Below are 17,425 nucleotides of genomic sequence, written 5' to 3'. Positions count from 1 at the left end.
ATACTACTTATATTTATCCTCTTGTCTTCAATTAGCGAGGTCTTTGCGCAGGTGCAATTGCAGCATCCTGACCAATTTTACACAAACGGCGATAAAACCGATGGCTGGACCCGTGATTCAGAAAAAAGACTCAGGTCGACGTTTTGGTTCGCGAAGAACCCAGAAAATAGCCTTGAGTACCAACAACAAATTGTGATTGTTTATGATGACGCCCCAGATAAAGCGTACTACTTCGATTCGACTACCAAGAAATTCATTGGTCGATTTGATTTGGCATCCGAACAATATTCGCTCCTCCGCCCAGAATATCGTCGGGGGCGAATCGAGGAAATCGATGAGTCGTGGTTCCCCCCGCCAAGCAATTTACCGACTATTGGCGAAATGTTTGAGCCTCCCCCTGTGTGTGTGCAAGAACATTTTCTCTGCTTGATTGAGACTGACAACGAAATTAACCCAGCTACAGACGTACGGCCAAGTTCAATAAAAATGATGATGCCGCCACCCACTGCGAAGTTCCCGCGGCTTCATGAAAGCTCCTGGGATACGAGTTATACAACTGACGATGGCAGTCATGTTCGAGCACGTGTGGATTTTAAAGGCAGTAGAGGTGCTTACCGGTTGGCTGGCAGTGAAGCCGTTGGAGATCTTTTCAATATACAGTACAGCAGTGGGCAAGACGCGATTTCCATCACAGGGCAGTGGTCGCTCAGTAATAATGGTGGCTATTTTTTATTTAGCGTTCCAAAGGATAACATGGATGTTTTCTGGGGAGAGTGGGGCTTTGTGCGTCATAGTATTTATGGCACTTGGAGTGGTATACGCAGACCACGGTAAGGTCAGCCCCCGTTATCTAAATACTATAAGGAAGCATTTTATGTTGCCTCAGACATACTCCTCTCCTGCCCACCATTAGGCTAATTATTGCAAAGGAAGCTAACCATGTTTTTTTCTAAACGCGCCACTTTCAGGGCGCTCATTCTTATGTCTGCATTGTTCCCACCCGCGCTGCTCGCTCAGGATGCTCACATCGGTAGCGTGCGAACCGAGTTCAAGCTGCTTGGCCCGAACAATACGATCGAAGTGGAGCGCTTCGATGATCCGAAAGTGCAGGGCATCTCCTGCTATCTTTCCTACTCTCAAATTGGTGGGATCTCGGGCGCGGTAGGGCTTGCTGAGGAGGCGAGTGAAGCTAGCGTAGCGTGTCGGCAGACGGGGGAGATTGTGTTTGACCCCGCTGAGGTAGATGAGCAAGAAGTAATTTTTACACAGCGGCGCTCGGCACTGTTCAAAAATATGCGCGTTGTCCGGATGCACGATACCGAAACGCAGACTTTTGTGTACCTCACCTACAGCACCAAACTGGTAGATGGCTCGCCTAAAAATGCGATTACGGCCGTCCACTATGGTGGGTTAGGAGGCGGCCAGTAATTGACTCGTGTGTGCTTAGCGAGGGTTGCCGAGTGTTTGTGTCCAGTAGATTGAATAGCGCGATTCTGAATCTTTGGCTTTCGCCATGCCCATCTCGGTAAAGGCGTCATTCATGATGTTGCGGCAATGGCCGGGACTCTCTAGCCAGCCTTCCACTGCTGCGGACACCGAGGTATGGCCAGCGGCGATATTTTCACCCACGGCTTGCCATGCGTAATTCTGATTATTGACGCGTTGCTCAATTCCCGCGCCATCCGGGCCTGTATGGCTAAAGTAGTCATTCTCGGCCATGTCCTGGGAGTGGCTCTTGGCCGCTGCTTCCAGCTTGCAGCTCCAAACTAACGATCCCACGGCCTCAAACCGTTGATCGCCGCATTGCCGCTGCTGGCTGCGCGCCTCGTTAATCAGCGTGAGCATTTCCCGCTCTTGATCGGTGAGTTCACACTGATCTTGCACGCTGGCCTTATCGCTCTGGGATTCGTCAGTTGCCCATGCGCTATTTGAGCCCATGAGCATGACAAGCATTAGGCTGAAAAGCGCCCCGGCAGTAGGGCGCTTCTTGGTAAGGAGGTTAGCCACCGAATTTTTCATTCTCGCCTAGGTCTGGAGTGGCGTCCTTTTTGAGATTAGCTTTGGCGATCTCATAGAGCTGAAAGGTTTTACTCTCTTTGGCTTTCCAGTGCTCACCCATCTGGACTTTAACTTCAAGCAGTGCGACGTCTGGATCATCCTTGCCTTCAGGAAACCAAGCGCCGACGAAAGGGTTCCAGTATTTTTCGATCAGATCACGGTTATCGATCAGGTTGGCTTTGCCCGAAAGCGAAACGTACACGCCATCTTCCTGATCAGAAAAACTGAGACAAACATCATGATCACTCTTGGTTTCAAACACTTTTTCAGCACTGCGGCGAGTAAAGAACCACAGGGTGCCATCATACTCTTCCTGCACTAAGTGCATCGGCCGAGCTCGCGGCATATCGTGATCCAGCGTAACGAGCATGCCAACTTTAATGTCTTTGATCATCTTCCAGATCTTTTGCTTATGTTCAGGGCTGGACATAGCTTCACTCTCCTTATGAATTAAGTATTGCGAATAGCCATCGACAATGCTTGTACGTCGATGTTGCTAGCTACAGCCTAGCTACCATTGTCGACATCAGCAAACGCCAAATAGTGCAGGTAAGGTGGTTACTAATGCCGTGCAGGATTAAAGTGGATGGCTACACGCTTTAATGTTGATAGCAGGAGGCTGCCATGTGGTTGGGTACCGGACGCTATTGCCACTTGCCGGATGGCCGGGTCGAGAACCAGTGGCGGCTATACCGTATGGAGCGGCTCGACAACGACTAGGGCTTTATTGAAAAGCGCGGAGCACCCCATCCAAGGCACGTTTTGGGCGTAGATGGATAGCACGGCGTCCGAAAGGACGCCTTGTTTCTAATGCTTGCGATCTTACATAAATGCATATAAGTTGTAAGAAATGAAAACCGAACGCGCTTTCAAATACCGCTTTTACCCCACGCCCGAGCAGGCAACCTTGCTGGCACGGACGTTTGGATGCGTGCGGTTTGTCTGGAACGCGGTGCTGCGCTATCGCACCGATGCGTTCTATCAGCGTCAGGAAAAGATCGGCTACAATGACGCTAGCGCATTTCTAACGCAGTTGAAAAAGCAGCCTGACACCGCGTTCCTGGCCGACGTCAGTTCGGTGCCGTTGCAGCAATGCCTGCGGCATCAGCAAATGGCGTTCAAACACTTCTTTGCCAAGCGGGCTCGCTATCCGAGCTTTAAATCCAAAAAGCATCGCCAATCCGCCACCTTTGCTAGTTCGGCATTTTCGTACCGTGACGGACAGATCACGCTGGCCAAGTGCAGCGAACCGCTGAACATTCGCTGGAGCCGCGATCTACCTTCTACCCCTAGCACCGTTACGGTATCCAAAGACGCGGCTGGTCGCTACTTCGTTAGCTGTCTGTGCAAAGTGGAGGCCGACACCCTGCCGATCACGCCGAAGATGGTGGGCATTGATCTTGGGCTGAAAGATTTATTCGTCACCAGTGACGGAAAGCGCGTTAATAATCCGCGTCATACGGCGCGCTATGCCCGCAAGCTGGCGCGGGCGCAGCGGCAATTGAGCCGCAAGCAAAAAGGCTCCAACAACCGCGCCAAGGCGCGGCTAAAGGTTGCTAAATGCCACGCTAAAATTGCCGGTAGTCGGCTTGACCACCTCCATAAACTCACCCGCCAGATCGTCAACGAGAACCAAGTGATCGCGGCGGAGAGTTTGCAGGTTAAGAATATGGTCAAAAACCGACATCTATCCAAAGCCATAAGCGATGTTGGCTGGGGCGAGCTGGTGCGCCAGCTTGACTATAAAGCGGCCTGGGCGGGACGGCAGTTCGTCCAAATCGACCGCTGGTACCCCAGCAGCAAACGCTGTTATGGCTGTGGCTTTGTGATGGCCTCACTACCACTGAATGTCCGCACCTGGGACTGCCCAGACTGCGGCACCCAAGGCATTGATCGTGACCTCAATGCCGCCCGCAATATTCTACAAGCAGGCACCGCGTTGTTAGCCGGTGCCGAGAGTTGAAGTAAATACCGAAGGGCATTCGGGAATTTACGCCTGTGGAGTTTGTGTCAGACCGGCAATGCCAAGGTATTGAAGGCGGCGAACACCGAAGCAGGAACCAGGAAGGTAACAACTTGGGAATCCGCCACTATCATCTCTGATTTAGTGGTCGGAGGATGTCAATGAACGCTTTCCATGACTGATATCGAGCACGAATATGCGTCTTAGTTATACAGGCCCACTACCGGAAATGGTGGGCTTTTTATTGTTGCCCCAGTATTCGATGATGGCATTCTTTGCGGCGGTAGAGCCGCTGCGGATCGCTAATCGCATTGCCAACCGTCCGCTGTTCGATTGGACCTTGATCAGCGCTGATGGTGGGCCGGTGACGGCATCTAACGGTATGACGCTGATGGCGGATCAAGCAACGGCGGATGTCCATCACTTGCCTTCGCTGGCGGTATGCAGCGGGTTTACGCCGGAAGCCCATCTCACTCGACCATTAATGGCCTGGCTTCATCAGTTGGATCAAGCGGGCTGCTGCTTGGGCGGTATTGATACCGGGGCATTTTTGCTCGCGGCCACTGGGTTGCTAAAACACGAGCGGGTGGCGCTGCACTGGGAGAGTTTGCCTGCATTTCGTGAACGCTTTCCGGGTATTGAGACCACGGATGAGCTGTATGAGCTGGGGGAGCGGCGCTTCTCCTGTGCGGGTGGGGCGGCGGCCATGGATATGGCCCTTGAGGTGATCGCGCGCCGGCATGGCGCGAAGCTGGCCATCGATGTGTCTGAGCAACTCATCCATGACCGAATCCGCACTCGCAGCGACCAGCAGCGCATGGCGCTGGTGAAACGCCTTGGCACCCACAACCGGCGTGTGGTCGAGGCGGTGGCGCTGATGGAGCAGAACCTTGAAGAGCCGCTTTCCCTCGAAGAGGTCGCGAGCCGGGTAGAGGTATCGGTCCGCCAGCTTCAGCGCTTATTCGAGCAAGAGCTCAACGAGACCCCGCGGCAGTGGTACTTGCAGCTACGCATCAAGCGCGCCCGGCGGCTGTTAGCGGAGACCGATTTAGCCGTATTGGCGGTGGGGTTAGCCTGCGGGTTTAGTTCGTCTTCCAGCTTTGCGCGTTCGTTTCGTACCCATTACGGCTATTCGCCCCGGCAGGTGCGGGAGAAAAGCGTTTAAGGCTCAATGGTGTCGTGTAATGTCGGACAAGCGTCGCTTAGTGCCTAGTAGTTGGGAGGCAGCCGCGCATACTAACTAAACCCAACTAATAAGAGGTTTAGCCATATGATGTCTGTCACTACTCGCTCTAACACCACCAAGTCGTTGTCGCTAAAAGCGGGTTTTTTACTCGCTGCATTTGCTGCCACGCCTGCCATGGCAGAGCTTGATGAGCTGCGTTTAGGCGTGCCGCCATGGCCTGGGGTCACGGTAAAATCCGAAATTGCTGCTCAATTGCTGGAGAGCATGGGTTACGAAACCCGCCAGCAAGATTTAGCGGTTAGCGTTATTTTGGAAGGCTTGGCGCGCAATGACCTGGAAATCTATCTGGGTGGCTGGTATCCAGTACAGACAGATATGGTTGAGCCGCTAGTGGCCGACGGTAAAGTCGAAAAAGTGGTGTCCAATATCAGCGGGGCCAATTCCGGGTTGGTGGTTCCCCAGTATGTTTACGATGCGGGTGTTACTACGGTCGCTGAATTGGCTGAGCACCATGACCGCTTCGATGGCGAAATCCAGGGCATTGAAGCGGGCACGGGCATTAACGACGCCATTCTCAATGCCATCGATAACGACCTGGCAGGTCTGGGGGATTGGCAGCTTCGTGAAAGCTCGACCTCGGCCATGCTTGCCCAGGCGGAGCAAAAAATGGCTGACGAGGAATGGGTCACGTTTGTCGGCTGGGAACCTCACTGGATGAACGTGAGCTTTGATTTAGCCTATTTAGCCGACAGCGATGATGCGGGCGTGGCATCCATTGAAAGCACCGTGTGGACTATTACCCCGGCAAGCCTTGCCGATGAGGCACCACAGGTGCACCGCTTCCTGTCGCAATACGTGGTGGCGATCGAGGACCAGAACGAGTGGGTGCACGAGTACAGCTACGAAGAGCGCCCGGCGGATGAAGTGGCGAACGAGTGGATTGGTAACAACCTGGATACCGTTGCCGAATGGTTAGACGGTGTTGAAACCCGCGATGGCAAATCCGCTATTGAGCAAGTGCGGGCCCAGTTTGATTCTTAATAGCTCGGCTCTTAATAGCTCGACGCTTAAAAGCACGTTTTTTACGAACTGAACGACGAAACGGCGCCTTAATGATTAAGGCGCCGTTTTAGTGTGTGGCAAAAGTCCTGCCAAGCGGCACTCATGTCGGGTAGCTGAGTGTGGGCGTGAAGCGCGCCATGTACCATCTGCGGCGCACAGCGGTAGCCAATGGACGCCCCCGCTTGCTGCCAGAGCACCACCGCCGTTTCGACAGGCCGCGTTAACGGGTCGTGCTCCACGGTGAGCACTTCGATGCTGCTCGCAGGAGGGCTACAATCCCGCTGGGTGGCGATAATCTCAGGGCACTGTTGACGAATACTGAGCACATCGCTGCGTGACAGTAGTGGTGCTTCCTCCCCAAGGCAGCTAGTTGAAAGTTCGCCGACCGGTGGGTAGATCAATCCGAGCGGCGGTGCTTCATTAAGCTGATGGGCAAGGTCGATAGCCAGTCGTCCGCCCGCGCTGTCACCCACCAGCGCAACAGGATGAATCGCTTCTAACACCGCTTGGCAGTCTGCCAACATGGCGGGGTAAGCCACCTCTGGCGCCAGCCGATAGTTAACGCTCACCACTTCACGCTCAAGGGTTTGTGCCAAGCTGGCGGCGAGGCCGTGGTGGCTCTCCGCTGAGCCGATCGTAAAACCGCCGCCATGGATAAACAGCACGCAGCCTGGCGTTCGCCGTTGGGGGATAAAGCGGCGCACGCTAACACCCTCACAAATGCTATTGTCGATCCGCATTCCTGCCGGGTCGGGTGGGGCGACGGTGCGACAAAGCTTATCGTAGGCACGCCGCGATTGAGGCAAGGGCAGTTCCTCCATCATGGCCAGCCCTGCGCTAAAGCGTTGAATAAAGGCGTCTACGTTCATCTTTGATGTCACCCTCAGCGTCGAATACCGATGGTGCGGCCAGCAAGCTCCGGCCAGGCATCGCTCTCTGCCCGTGGCAGTGCCGCCACATGATTTGCGACCGCTTCGGGAAACGGGCTTGGTCGCCCGGAAGCTTGCTTCATGCCCATCAGCATCTGTTCGCTGGTTGCCAGCAGGTTGCCTTCGTCATCGAACATGGCGAAAAACACGTGCAGGCGTTTTGCATCGCTATCGAGCAGCGTTAGGTCAATATTGAGCGGCTGACCTTGGTGCGCCTCGCGGCGATAGCAGAGGTGGGTTTCCAGCGTATAGATCGTGTAGCCATAGTGCTCACGGCCTGCTTCGTCTAAGCCTATCTGGTCAATCAGTGCTTCGCAGGCCTGGGAAAAGACGCGGGCGTACTCCGCGTCGTTCATGTGCCCGTTGTAGTCGACCCACTCGGGGGCGACGTGGGTTTCATGGATGTTCATTAAATGCGCCCCTTTAGACCTTCGGCTTCCGGCCAGTATTTTTGCACTACTTCCAGCAGCTCGACTAAAAAGTCATCCCGGCGCCGGTCCAGCGTGGCCACTGAACGCCCCGCGGCCTGATGCTCACAGCCTTCGACCACTTTGTCGATGAGTTCGTCGGTGAGTTCTGGGGCTTCCAGTTTGGTCCAGGGTAGTTTTAACGCGGGGCCAAACTGCTCCAGCATATGGCGCATGCCAGGCTCGCCGCCCGCCAAGTGGAAGGTTAAAAAGGTGCCCATCAATGGCCAGCGGAGCCCGCAGCCGTAAACCACCGCCGCGTCGATCTCTTCTGTGGTGGCCACGCCATCGTTGACCAAGTGCAAGGCTTCACGCCACAGCGCTTCCATCAAGCGGTCGGCGATATGGCCCTCTATTTCACGGCGCACCACCAACGGCCGCATGGCGAGCGACTGATACAACTCTTGGGCGCTGGCGATTTGGGCGGGCTGGGTGGCCTCACCGCCAACAAGCTCTACCAATGGCAGCAAATACACCGGGTTGAAGGGGTGAGCGACGATCACACGCCCAGGTGCTTGCCGACACTGCTGCTGCAGGTCCGTGGGTTTGAAGCCGGAAGTCGACGAGCCAATGATGACGTCCGGTGCGGCGGCAGCATCGATAGCGGCTAAAATTTCTTGCTTTAGCGGTAGACGCTCGGGCACGTTCTCCTGAATCAGGTCAACGCCGTTCACGGCCTCTTCGATCGTGGTCGCAAAGGTTAACCGCTCAGGGCTAGCACCGGGCGCAAGGCCTAGCTGAGTTAACGAAGACCAGGCATTGTCGATAAACGATTGGGTGCGCGCAGGCGCGTGGGAATCTGGATCAAAAGCGACGACGTCCCACCCTTGAGCTAGGGCGCGGGCAATCCAACCGTTGCCAATCACGCCAGTACCAATCACGGCTAAGCGGCTCATGCGTCACCTCCTGACGGGTTACGTAACTTCAGATGTGCCCGGGTTTCTGCCGGTGTCATTACTCGGGCGCCGAGGTTTTCAATGATGGTCGACGCTTTCTCGACCAGTTGGCCGTTGTTGGCCAGCACGCCTTTCTCTAAAAACAGGTTATCTTCCAACCCGACCCGAGCGTGGCCACCTAGCAGCACGGCTTGGGCAACCATGGGCATTTGATGGCGACCAATGCCAAACGCAGCCCAGTTAGCGTTGGTGGGTAATTTGTTACGCATGGCCAACATCGTTTCGGTGTCTGCTTCGGCGCCCCAGGGAATACCCAGGCAGAGCTGATAGAGCGGGTCGCCATCGATCAAGCCCTCTTGCTGAAGCTGGCGGGCAAACCAGACGTGGCCCAGATCAAAGCACTCCAGCTCCGGCTTAACGCCTGCGGCTTGAACAAGGCGGGCGTGTTCACGCAGCCAGTCAGCCGGGTTGACGTAAACCATGTCGCCAAAATTGAGGCTGCCGCAATCCAGCGTGCACAGCTCGGGGAGCAGCTCGCCGACAGGGGCGTGACGTTCGGCGGGCGTTTGGATATCGGTGCCGGGGCCGCCGCGAGTGGGGTCTGTGGCATCGGGTATCCAGTCGCCGCCGCCGCCCGCGGTGATGTTCATGACGATATCCACATCGACCTCGCGAACGCGCTCCATTACTTCGCGGAACTGCTCAGAAGAGTGGCTGATGCCGCCGGTCTCCGGGTCGCGAACATGGATATGCGCGATGCTTGCCCCGGCGCGAGCAGCTTCAATGCAGGAGGCCGCGATGGCCTTGGGTGTCACGGGAACGCTGGGGTTTTTGGCGGTAGTATCCCCTGCGCCGGTAACGGCACAGGTGAGAATGACATTGCGATTCATGGCGTGCTCTCTAGTCAGCAGTTTATTCGCTTACTAGTGTGTCGCGGTGTGCAGACATTGGTTGTCATAAAGCGACATTCGCTATACACAGGGTGCGGTTTTTGATCTCCATTGGTGAATTGTCTCCTCCTCACTCCCCACAATGGGGATTGCTCAATTCGCAATGTGCTGATTAGAAACTTGGTTCACGGTAAATATTGACCGCCATGGTTGCCGATCTAAACTAAATAAGCCCATGGCAAAATGGATAACAATTACAAACAACGCTAGGAAGGAGTGCCTTCAATGTCCCATAAACCCGTTCTGCGGCCGCTATCTGCGTTCATCGCTTCTGCGGTGATCATAGGCTTACCCGCCATTGCGACTGCCAATGAGCCTGAACTCAGCCAGACTGAGGTGTTAACCGGTCTTGAAAACCCTTGGGATATGGCCTTTCTGCCCGACGGGACGATGTTTTATACCGAACGCTGTCTTGGGCTTTCGGTGCGGCTCCCCGATGGTGAGGTAGAGCATCTGCTAGGCATGGAAGGCACGGAGGAGTATGCCACCACCGCCGATGATCTTGTCTGCGAGGGTCAGGCCGGGATGAACGGTGTGGCAATCGACCACGATTTTGACGAAAACCGCACGGTCTACGTTTACTCTGCCTCCAACATGTCTGAGCCACGCACTAACCGTGTGCAGCGCATGACGGTAAACAGTGATTTCACTGAGGTATCGGATCGCACTGACATTGTCGAGGATATTCCTTACAAGCCCGCCGCCACCGATCACCCGTTCGGCGATGCTGGCGCACACAATGGCGGACGTATCCGCTTCAGCCCCGAGGATGGCTACCTTTATGTGACCACTGGCGATAATCATAACAGTGAGATACCGCAGTCACCGGAGCTTCTTGGTGGCAAGGTGCTGCGTATTGACCGGGATGGCGAGGCTGCCGAGGGTAACGAACCGCCTGAGGGCTTCGATCCACGTATCTATACCTATGGTCACCGTAACGTACAGGGCATCACCTTCCACCCTGATACAGGGCAGCCCATCGTGACGGAGCACGGCCCCTGGCATTCGGATGAGATCAATGCGCTGGTCAATGGTGGTAATAGTGGCTGGGATCCGAAACCGAACATGGCGGGCCGTGGCGACTGCCCGGACGATTATTGCGGTTATGAGCCCAATCAGACCGAGGGGATGGATCCAAAAGAGCGGGCGGCCTATATGCCGGTGACCGACACCGAAACCTACCCTGACGCTATGCAGCCTGCTTGGAAAAACGATGGGCTTTCTCAGGGTATCTCGTCTGCCGAGTTTCTAGTCGGCGAGCAGTGGGGCGATTGGGACGGCCGTCTGGTTGTTGGTTTTATGGGCATTGGCTTTGGAGGTACGCCGGTGGGGCAGCGTATTAACCTGATTGATATCGCGGAGGATGGTCTTTCGGTCAATGACGTTACCGAAATGCCGGTGCCCATGGGAGCTGCTCGCTTCCGTTCGGTGGTGCTGGGCCCGGAGGGTGATCTTTATACGGCGGTTGATGAAGGCAGCATTTACCGCATCACTCCGGAATAAGCTAATGGCAGCCGCACTGGCATAGCTCCTGGCATAGCTCAGTGCGGCTGCGTTCTCACCCAAACCAACTCATGCTTTTTGATCAAGACCACTCTACTGGGAAAAGGTCACTATGAAGGTATCGCTGTTTTTCATTATTACGATGGCGCTGGCGATGGGGTCGACAACGGGTCAGGCGGCAGATAAGTCCGCCGGAGAAGCGCTATTTGCTGACGCATGTGCCCAATGTCACGGACCAAACGGGAAGGGAATGGCTAGCTTTCCATCACTGAGCGGTCGGGATGCGGAGTATATTACCTCCCGCCTTGAAACGTACCGGGCCGGTGAAAAGGTGGGATCAAACTCCTTTCTGATGATCCCCAATGCTACCAATTTATCGGATGATGATATTGCTAATCTAGCTGCCTTTATCGCAGAGAGCGCCGAGTGACATGGCTGCTTAAAAGAGCAGCATAAATTACGCCACTTGCTTATTAATATCCTGTCATTTCCAGATAACCCTCGCCAAGCGGTTCGCCGCTGGCGCGGTCACTGATCTCCACTTCGCCCTCCCAGTACGGCACGCTGGTGGTCATCCAGCGGTTGGCGTAGGGCGCTTCAACGATGATATCGACGCCCGCTGAAGGCACTGCCAGTCGCCAGCGGGTGGGAATGTCGCGCCCGGCCACAGACGACGTTGCCAGCGGCGTCATGATGATGTCGGTATTTGCTAATGGAGTGGGTTCACCTTGCGGGGTAATCCAGGTGCCCGAGCGATAGTCAGCGCCTTGCTCTTGATCCGTGTTGTCACCACCGCCACGTAGCTGAAACGCCATCAGCTTATGACCGTCGTTAAAATGCAGCGATAGCCAATCCCAGCCTGACTGACGGGCATCGAGTAGCTGGCTGCTCCATTCCCGATCGAGCCAGCCTCGCCCGCTGACAGCTTTGGTCTCGCCGTTAAGGGTGACATTGCCGTCTATCTGCCAGAAGGGCTGGCTATAGTACATTGAGCCTTGGCCATTGGCGGCTTTCTGGCTGAACCCTTGTTCCCCATGCAAAACCAGTGGCCCTTGGGCGGTAAGCGTTAACATGTAGCCAAAGCGCGACTTGCCTTCGCCGCTGTAGGCGGTGAGCGTTAGAGGGCTAAAAGCGTCGCTGCCAGCTTCTCCACTCGCTTTAAGCTGCCAATCATCTAACCAGGCATGAAAGGGGCTAGAGATGATGCCTGCTTGGCTATCCTGGTGGACGCTCAGGTCGGCCTGAGAGTGGCTGCGCCCGAAGCGCTCGGCCACTTCGTGCTGTTCCCCCTGGGAGATTGCCATATGGGCCATCCAGAGCTGGTCAGCCGCCCAGGGTGTGGGAGCAGGGCGCTCGCTGGGCGGTATTAACGCTTGACGAAAAAGTGTCCACTGCAGGCCAAATGGCTCGCCAGAGGCATCTTCTAAGTTGGCAGTTAAGTACCACCACTCGATACGGTAATCCGGGTGTGCTGCGTGATCCGTTGGAAACGTAAGCAACTGGTTTGGCTCGGCATGTTGAAAGCCATCAGCCTCCTGGCCCAGCCCGGCAAAGCCTGTGTTAGCAGAAGACGTTGATTCTTCTGAACTGCAGCCGTAAAGCATCAGCGTCGCGGTAAACGCCAGTAGAAGACGGAAGTTTTGCAGTCGACTTAAGCTCATTGATTTTGGCTCACTGATTGGCCTCTTCTGCTAGTAACGTGCGCGGTGAGACACGCCAAAAGCGCAGCGCAGGCAGTGCTGCAGATAACAGCGCCACGGCAACCGCGGTCGCTAAGGTGACAGCCATTTCCCAAGGGAATAGATAGAGCGGTAGGCGCCAACCAAAGGCAGCCACATTAATGATCGCCACCAAGCCCCAGGTGATCGCGATACCCAGTGGCAGTGCCAGCAGGCCGGTGACCAATGCCGCACCCCCCAGCTGTACCAAACTAAGCTGGGCCAGCTGTGCCCTAGGAATACCCAGCGCCCAGAGCGGTGCTAGCTGTTGGCGTCGGCTGCGGGCCTGGGCAAGCAGGCTGGCCAGCAGCGCCAGGGCTGCTACCGCTAAGGTCAGTACATTCAGGGCACGGGTAATAGTAAAGGTGCGCTCGAAAATCTCGGTGGCGATGCGCTTGATCTCGCGTTGATCGCTAAGGGCATCGCTGCCCAGGCCAAAGCGCTCGGTAAGTGCTTCACGCAGGGCATCCACATCGGCGTTGGCATGCAGCACCACGCCCATCGAGCTTGGCGGGGCATCAAAGCGTGCGGCAAGCTGGGGCGATGCCATGAGAATCTGCCCGCTGGGATTGCCATAATCAGGGTAAGTCGCGGCGATGGTCAGCGCTTCATTGGAGCCCGGCGCGCGAATGTTTAGCTGGTCGCCGGGGGAAAGATTCTCAGCAGTAGCGAGTTGTTCGTTAATAAAAGCCGCGCCATGCTCAAAGGCTGCCCAGGCAGTGTCACGGTCCAGCTGGGTCGTCAGGAGCGGCCAGTGAGGTGTCAAAGATTCGCCTGGCGTAATGCCATAAAGCTCGACAGGGGTGGCTAAAGTGCGACTGCCGTCGGACGTAATGATGGACTCAAGAACGGCCTCGCTTCGCCGAGTGAGCAGGCGCTCTGATACGTCAGGTTGATCAGCCAGCCAAATATCAATGTCTGCATATTGCTCGGCGGGGGCATTCAAATAGAGGGGGGCGACTAAGCGCTGATCCAGCCACTCTAAAAAGGTGAGACGAAAACCACCGACCATACTGCCGACCCCTAGATTGGTCGCCAGGGCGATGAGTAGGGCCATCATGGCAAGCGAGAGCTTGGGTAGCTGAAGCTGCATATCCGCCAGTGCCCAATGAACTAGCGGGCGTCGTCGGGCGAGATGTGTCAGCACTTTCAATACGAGGGCTAGCAAGGGGGGGAGCCACAGTGCGCTGGCCAGAAGTAACGCGGCAACCAGCGCAAAGCCTGCCACTAAGCCATCGCCTGGGGGCTGAAAGCGAAGCCAAATATACAAAGCTAGCGCAACGCCCACTGCGAAAGCGCCGCCGATACTCATCAACATTAACTGTCGACGGTAACCACTTCGCCAAGCCTGCATCTGGCCTAATTCCAGCATGTTTAAGCGTGCAGCGCGCCACAGCACGCCGCCGCCCGCCAGCAGTAGCCCACCAAGGCTAACCGCTAGCCCGCCGACCCAGTAATGCCACGGTAAGTTGAGCTCTCTACCAACGCCTGCGCCATACAGTGAGCCTAGGGTGGCCGCTACATCGGGCAGTAATAGGCGTGCCAGCCATACACCGCTGGCGATGCCAGCAGCGGCACCTATCAGGCCAAGCAGGATGAGTTCTACGCCGAGCGCTAGAATCAGACTACGCCCTGAGACCCCCAGTACTCGTAGGGTACGCAGCATGCCCAAGCGTTGTTCCAAAGCCAAACCTAGCGCGGCCTGCACGATAAATAGCCCTACGACCCAAGCGAGTAGCCCCAACGCCGTAAGGTTTAAGTGAAAACTTTCGGTAAGTTGGCCGGGGGTGGCGATGCGTGTGGCACGGGTGAGCGTTAATCCGACCGGCGCTTCCCCCAGTGCTCCCGGCGCGGCCACAAGGCGCGTGATTTCTTCACCGCTCTCAAGTAGCCGTGCGGCGGCGGCGATATCCATCATCAGCGTGTCCGGCGGTAGCACTGGCGCTGAGACGAGCGGCGGGAGTGTCTTGCCGTTCGCCAGGGTAGTGGTGGCCGTTAAGGTGTCGGGGGCTGCACGCGTTTGCCACGGCGGTGTCAGGAAGTCGGTTAACGATCCCGAGGAGTCTGCTTGGGCCAGCGGGTTATCACTGGCAAGGGTCAGCGGATCAATGCCGATCAATGTTAGCCGGGTGCCATCTTGAGTGACAACTTCACCCTCTAGCATGGGCGAAACGGGCAAGCCCGCTTGGCGTAGGGCGTGATAGTCCGCACGAGTGAGGGGAGCGCCATCGCATCGCTCAAGCTGATCTAACTGGGTATCAAACATGGCATCGGCGCGGGCGTAGCTGTCGCGAGCCGTGGCGTTGATGGCTTGAATGCCACTCCATAGAGCGCTAGCTACCCACAGGCCGAGTAGTAGCATGGCTAATTGGCCTGGATGACGTCGGTAGTGGGCAAGCAGCGTTGCCACCACCGTGGGCAGAGACTTGATCATGTCACGGTGTTAATCAGCTGGCCGTGGCGCAAGCGCAGGCAGCGATCTAGCGGTGCGGCTACTTGTAAGCTGTGGGTGACAACGAGTAGAGCGCACTGGGTTTCGCGGACAAGGCTTAATAGCAGTTCAAGCACTTTACCAGCGGTGGTTTCATCCAAGTTGCCCGTCGGTTCGTCGGCTAGTAACAGCGGCGGGCGCGGGGCTAAAGCGCGGCCAATGGCCAGGCGTTGTTGTTGCCCGCCGGAAAGTTGTTCTGGGTAACGTTTTTCCAGCCCCTCTAGCCCCAGCCGTGCGATTAAATAGGCTGTCCAGTCGGTATCGTTACGGTTGGCCAGACGCGCCTGAAGGCGCAGATTGTCGATGACCGTTAGGCTGGGGACTAAGTGAAATTGCTGAAATACTAAGCCCAATTTTTCGCGGCGTAGCTTGGCGCGGTCGGGTTCGGCTAGCGTCGATACGTTCTGTCCCGCGAGTGTGATACTGCCCTGATCGGGCAGGTCCAAACCGGCAGCAAGATGGAGGAGAGTGGATTTGCCGCTTCCCGATTCGCCCATCAATGCGAGGCTTTGGCCAGGTGCCAAGCGAAGGGAGACATCGTCGAGTACTTTTAGCGGGCCTTGAGGTGTCGTATAGGTTTTATGGACCTGATGAAGTTCCAGCATAGGCTGCTCTTTTTACTGAGGAAAGGCACTAATCGCAAACGCCAGACTAGTTATCAATAGGCGTAATCGGTGCGCCGCGCTCGCCATACACGGCTATGCCGCCGCGCCCTGTGCGCTTGATGAAATACATGCTTTTATCAGCCGCATCAATTAGCTCGCCTGCGCTGCCAAACCCGCCATCATTTAAACAGGCAATACCAATAGAGACGGAGACATGGATGGGAACATTGCCATCACGACCCATTGGGATTTTTTCTAAACGCTCGACAATTCGCTTTGCGAAAACATGGGCAGCTTTGGCGTTTTCATCAGGTAAAATGATCAAAAATTCCTCACCGCCCCAGCGGCCAGCCAAGTCACCTTCGCGAATTAACGCTTGAAGCGTCTTGCCGAATTTTTCGAGCACTTGGTCGCCCATTTGGTGCCCGTACTTATCGTTCAGTTTTTTGAAATGGTCCAGGTCAATAAATACAACTGACATGATGCGAGACTGTTGCTGACACAGGGCAAAACGCTTTTGCATCTGCACTTCCAGCCAGGCACGGTTCGCAAGGCCTGTGAGCGTATCGGTTCGCGAGCGCTCTTCTAGCTCATCTTGTCGTTGACGCAACGAAGCGAGTTCCGCCTGTTGCATCTCAAGACGCGCATTGAGCTGTAACGTCTGCCGAAATAGTAGTTGTTGCGCCTCAGCAAGCAGCGATTCGTTATCTTGTAGCGGAGGGGCTGACATTTGCAACATGTCAGCCAACGCCGGTAACTGCTGCTGAATATTTTCTAATAAATGCCGCAAAGAGATCGTGTGGGTGCCCCGATAGGTTTCAAATTCCCTTATCACAGTGACTAATGATTGCGCTGGGTTTGAAGAGAGCCAGGCATCGGCAATGGGGCCAGATAACTGAATACATACCATGTCCGGGGCGGCAATGTCGTATTCACCGTGGCTATCACAGATACGTTGGGCAAGAGGTGTTGGAACTCCCCATTTAGCGGCAATCCAAGCACCTACTTGAGAGTGGTCGCAGCCAAAAAGCCGTTGCTCTGATTCTGCTAACTGCCGATGTGATAGGGCGGCTTCAGAATATAAATGGCTGCTTTCTATAGGATAAGTTGCACGCAAGGCAATAATGCCAATGTCTTGAAGCAAGGCTGCCGTAAAAACAGGTCCTGCCATGTCGGCGCAGAGATGAATGGCAAGGTGTCGTGCGGCTAACGAGGCAATGATCGAGCGCATCCATACACGCTGATAATGGGTATCGACCGCCCTGTTTTGAAGTAGGCTGAAACTCATTACTGCTGCCAGTGTGGCATCTAACCCCAGGCGGGCAGCCGCTTCATGGCACGTGTGCACTTTAATGTGGGTACGCGAGAAAAAGGCACTGTTCGCAAGTGTAATGATCCGCATGGTTAAGGCTGGATCACGCTCAATGGCGTTGGCATACTCGCTTACCGAAGGGTGCTCTGTGCGTGCAATCTTCAGGACATTAATAGCGACAGAAGGTAGAGAGGGCAGATTAGGACACTTGAGGAGATCAGATACTAAAAATGCAGGTAGCGCAGTCGTTAAGACTAGATCTTTCGAATAGTCTTTTCCCTGAAT

General features: G+C 55.6%; 18 protein-coding genes. 8 read left to right on the top strand and 10 right to left on the bottom strand.

Going from position 1 to position 17,425, the window contains the following annotated elements:
* Both CXF87_RS10125 and CXF87_RS10120 read left to right on the top strand, forming a co-directional pair.
* Positions 1–834: hypothetical protein (locus tag CXF87_RS10125; RefSeq protein ID WP_198556043.1), on the top strand; the 834-nt coding region annotated here is incomplete at its 5' end.
* 105 nt (positions 835–939) lie between these two features.
* Complete coding sequence (locus CXF87_RS10120) at positions 940–1,428, top strand: CreA family protein (RefSeq protein ID WP_101146555.1); 489 nt, start codon at positions 940–942, stop codon at positions 1,426–1,428.
* 15 nt (positions 1,429–1,443) lie between these two features.
* Here CXF87_RS10120 and CXF87_RS10115 read toward each other — a convergent pair whose 3' ends face one another.
* Both CXF87_RS10115 and CXF87_RS10110 read right to left on the bottom strand, forming a co-directional pair.
* Complete coding sequence (locus CXF87_RS10115; RefSeq protein ID WP_332870634.1) at positions 1,444–2,007, bottom strand: CAP domain-containing protein; 564 nt, start codon at positions 2,005–2,007, stop codon at positions 1,444–1,446.
* Positions 2,000–2,488, bottom strand: coding sequence for a pyridoxamine 5'-phosphate oxidase family protein (locus CXF87_RS10110; RefSeq protein ID WP_101146553.1), 489 nt, complete (start codon positions 2,486–2,488; stop codon positions 2,000–2,002). Before CXF87_RS10110 ends, CXF87_RS10115 begins: the two co-directional genes overlap by 8 nt.
* 194 nt (positions 2,489–2,682) lie before the next feature.
* On the opposite strand from CXF87_RS10110, the gene CXF87_RS21595 reads away from it, so the two are divergent.
* The 4 genes from CXF87_RS21595 to CXF87_RS10095 all read left to right on the top strand — a co-directional run bounded on the left by CXF87_RS21595 (position 2,683) and on the right by CXF87_RS10095 (position 6,248).
* Positions 2,683–2,778: a DUF333 domain-containing protein gene (locus tag CXF87_RS21595; RefSeq protein ID WP_232774878.1), complete on the top strand. Its 96-nt coding sequence runs from the start codon at positions 2,683–2,685 to the stop codon at positions 2,776–2,778.
* Between the two features lie 130 nt (positions 2,779–2,908).
* On the top strand, positions 2,909–4,021 hold the full coding sequence (locus tag CXF87_RS10105; RefSeq protein WP_101146552.1) for an RNA-guided endonuclease InsQ/TnpB family protein: 1,113 nt from the start codon (positions 2,909–2,911) through the stop codon (positions 4,019–4,021).
* Positions 4,022–4,217: 196 nt separating this feature from the next.
* Positions 4,218–5,186: a GlxA family transcriptional regulator gene (locus tag CXF87_RS10100; protein ID WP_101146551.1), complete on the top strand. Its 969-nt coding sequence runs from the start codon at positions 4,218–4,220 to the stop codon at positions 5,184–5,186.
* A 105-nt stretch (positions 5,187–5,291) separates the two neighbouring features.
* Positions 5,292–6,248 (top strand): ABC transporter substrate-binding protein, encoded by a 957-nt coding sequence (locus CXF87_RS10095; protein WP_101146550.1) that lies wholly within the window; start codon positions 5,292–5,294, stop codon positions 6,246–6,248.
* A 68-nt stretch (positions 6,249–6,316) separates the two neighbouring features.
* Here CXF87_RS10095 and CXF87_RS10090 read toward each other — a convergent pair whose 3' ends face one another.
* The 4 genes from CXF87_RS10090 to CXF87_RS10075 are packed head-to-tail and all read right to left on the bottom strand — an operon-like array spanning position 6,317 to position 9,451.
* Complete coding sequence (locus CXF87_RS10090) at positions 6,317–7,138, bottom strand: alpha/beta hydrolase fold domain-containing protein (protein ID WP_101146549.1); 822 nt, start codon at positions 7,136–7,138, stop codon at positions 6,317–6,319.
* A gap of 14 nt (positions 7,139–7,152) precedes the next feature.
* On the bottom strand, positions 7,153–7,608 hold the full coding sequence (locus CXF87_RS10085; RefSeq protein WP_101146548.1) for a thioesterase family protein: 456 nt from the start codon (positions 7,606–7,608) through the stop codon (positions 7,153–7,155).
* Positions 7,608–8,561: an L-carnitine dehydrogenase gene (locus tag CXF87_RS10080; RefSeq protein ID WP_101146547.1), complete on the bottom strand. Its 954-nt coding sequence runs from the start codon at positions 8,559–8,561 to the stop codon at positions 7,608–7,610. Before CXF87_RS10080 ends, CXF87_RS10085 begins: the two co-directional genes overlap by 1 nt.
* Entirely contained in the window at positions 8,558–9,451 is an 894-nt protein-coding gene (locus CXF87_RS10075) for a 3-keto-5-aminohexanoate cleavage protein (RefSeq protein ID WP_101146546.1), read from the bottom strand. The genes CXF87_RS10080 and CXF87_RS10075 overlap by 4 nt, the downstream gene beginning before the upstream one ends.
* A 285-nt stretch (positions 9,452–9,736) precedes the next feature.
* Between CXF87_RS10075 and CXF87_RS10070 the strand changes: the two genes are divergently transcribed.
* Both CXF87_RS10070 and CXF87_RS10065 read left to right on the top strand, forming a co-directional pair.
* Positions 9,737–11,014, top strand: coding sequence for a PQQ-dependent sugar dehydrogenase (locus tag CXF87_RS10070; RefSeq protein WP_101146545.1), 1,278 nt, complete (start codon positions 9,737–9,739; stop codon positions 11,012–11,014).
* A 112-nt stretch (positions 11,015–11,126) separates the two neighbouring features.
* Positions 11,127–11,444 (top strand): c-type cytochrome, encoded by a 318-nt coding sequence (locus CXF87_RS10065; protein ID WP_101146544.1) that lies wholly within the window; start codon positions 11,127–11,129, stop codon positions 11,442–11,444.
* Positions 11,445–11,487: 43 nt separating this feature from the next.
* On the opposite strand, the gene CXF87_RS10060 is transcribed toward CXF87_RS10065, so the two are convergent.
* The 4 genes from CXF87_RS10060 to CXF87_RS10045 form a co-directional block, all read right to left on the bottom strand.
* Positions 11,488–12,675, bottom strand: a complete 1,188-nt coding sequence (locus tag CXF87_RS10060) for a lipocalin-like domain-containing protein (RefSeq protein ID WP_101146543.1) — start codon at positions 12,673–12,675, stop codon at positions 11,488–11,490.
* Between the two features lie 10 nt (positions 12,676–12,685).
* On the bottom strand, positions 12,686–15,166 hold the full coding sequence (locus CXF87_RS10055; protein ID WP_198556042.1) for an ABC transporter permease: 2,481 nt from the start codon (positions 15,164–15,166) through the stop codon (positions 12,686–12,688).
* Positions 15,163–15,828 (bottom strand): ABC transporter ATP-binding protein, encoded by a 666-nt coding sequence (locus tag CXF87_RS10050; protein ID WP_101146542.1) that lies wholly within the window; start codon positions 15,826–15,828, stop codon positions 15,163–15,165. The genes CXF87_RS10055 and CXF87_RS10050 overlap by 4 nt, the downstream gene beginning before the upstream one ends.
* A gap of 46 nt (positions 15,829–15,874) precedes the next feature.
* Positions 15,875–17,425, bottom strand: a 1,551-nt coding sequence (locus tag CXF87_RS10045) for a sensor domain-containing diguanylate cyclase (protein ID WP_232774877.1), incomplete at its 5' end; no start/stop codon positions are given.

Origin of the sequence: Halomonas sp. MES3-P3E, from assembly GCF_002836035.1 — a bacterium.
Lineage (GTDB): Bacteria > Pseudomonadota > Gammaproteobacteria > Pseudomonadales > Halomonadaceae > Vreelandella > Vreelandella arctica.
Note: the sequence above shows the minus strand (reverse complement) of the source record. Positions and strands in the feature narration are given on the sequence as shown.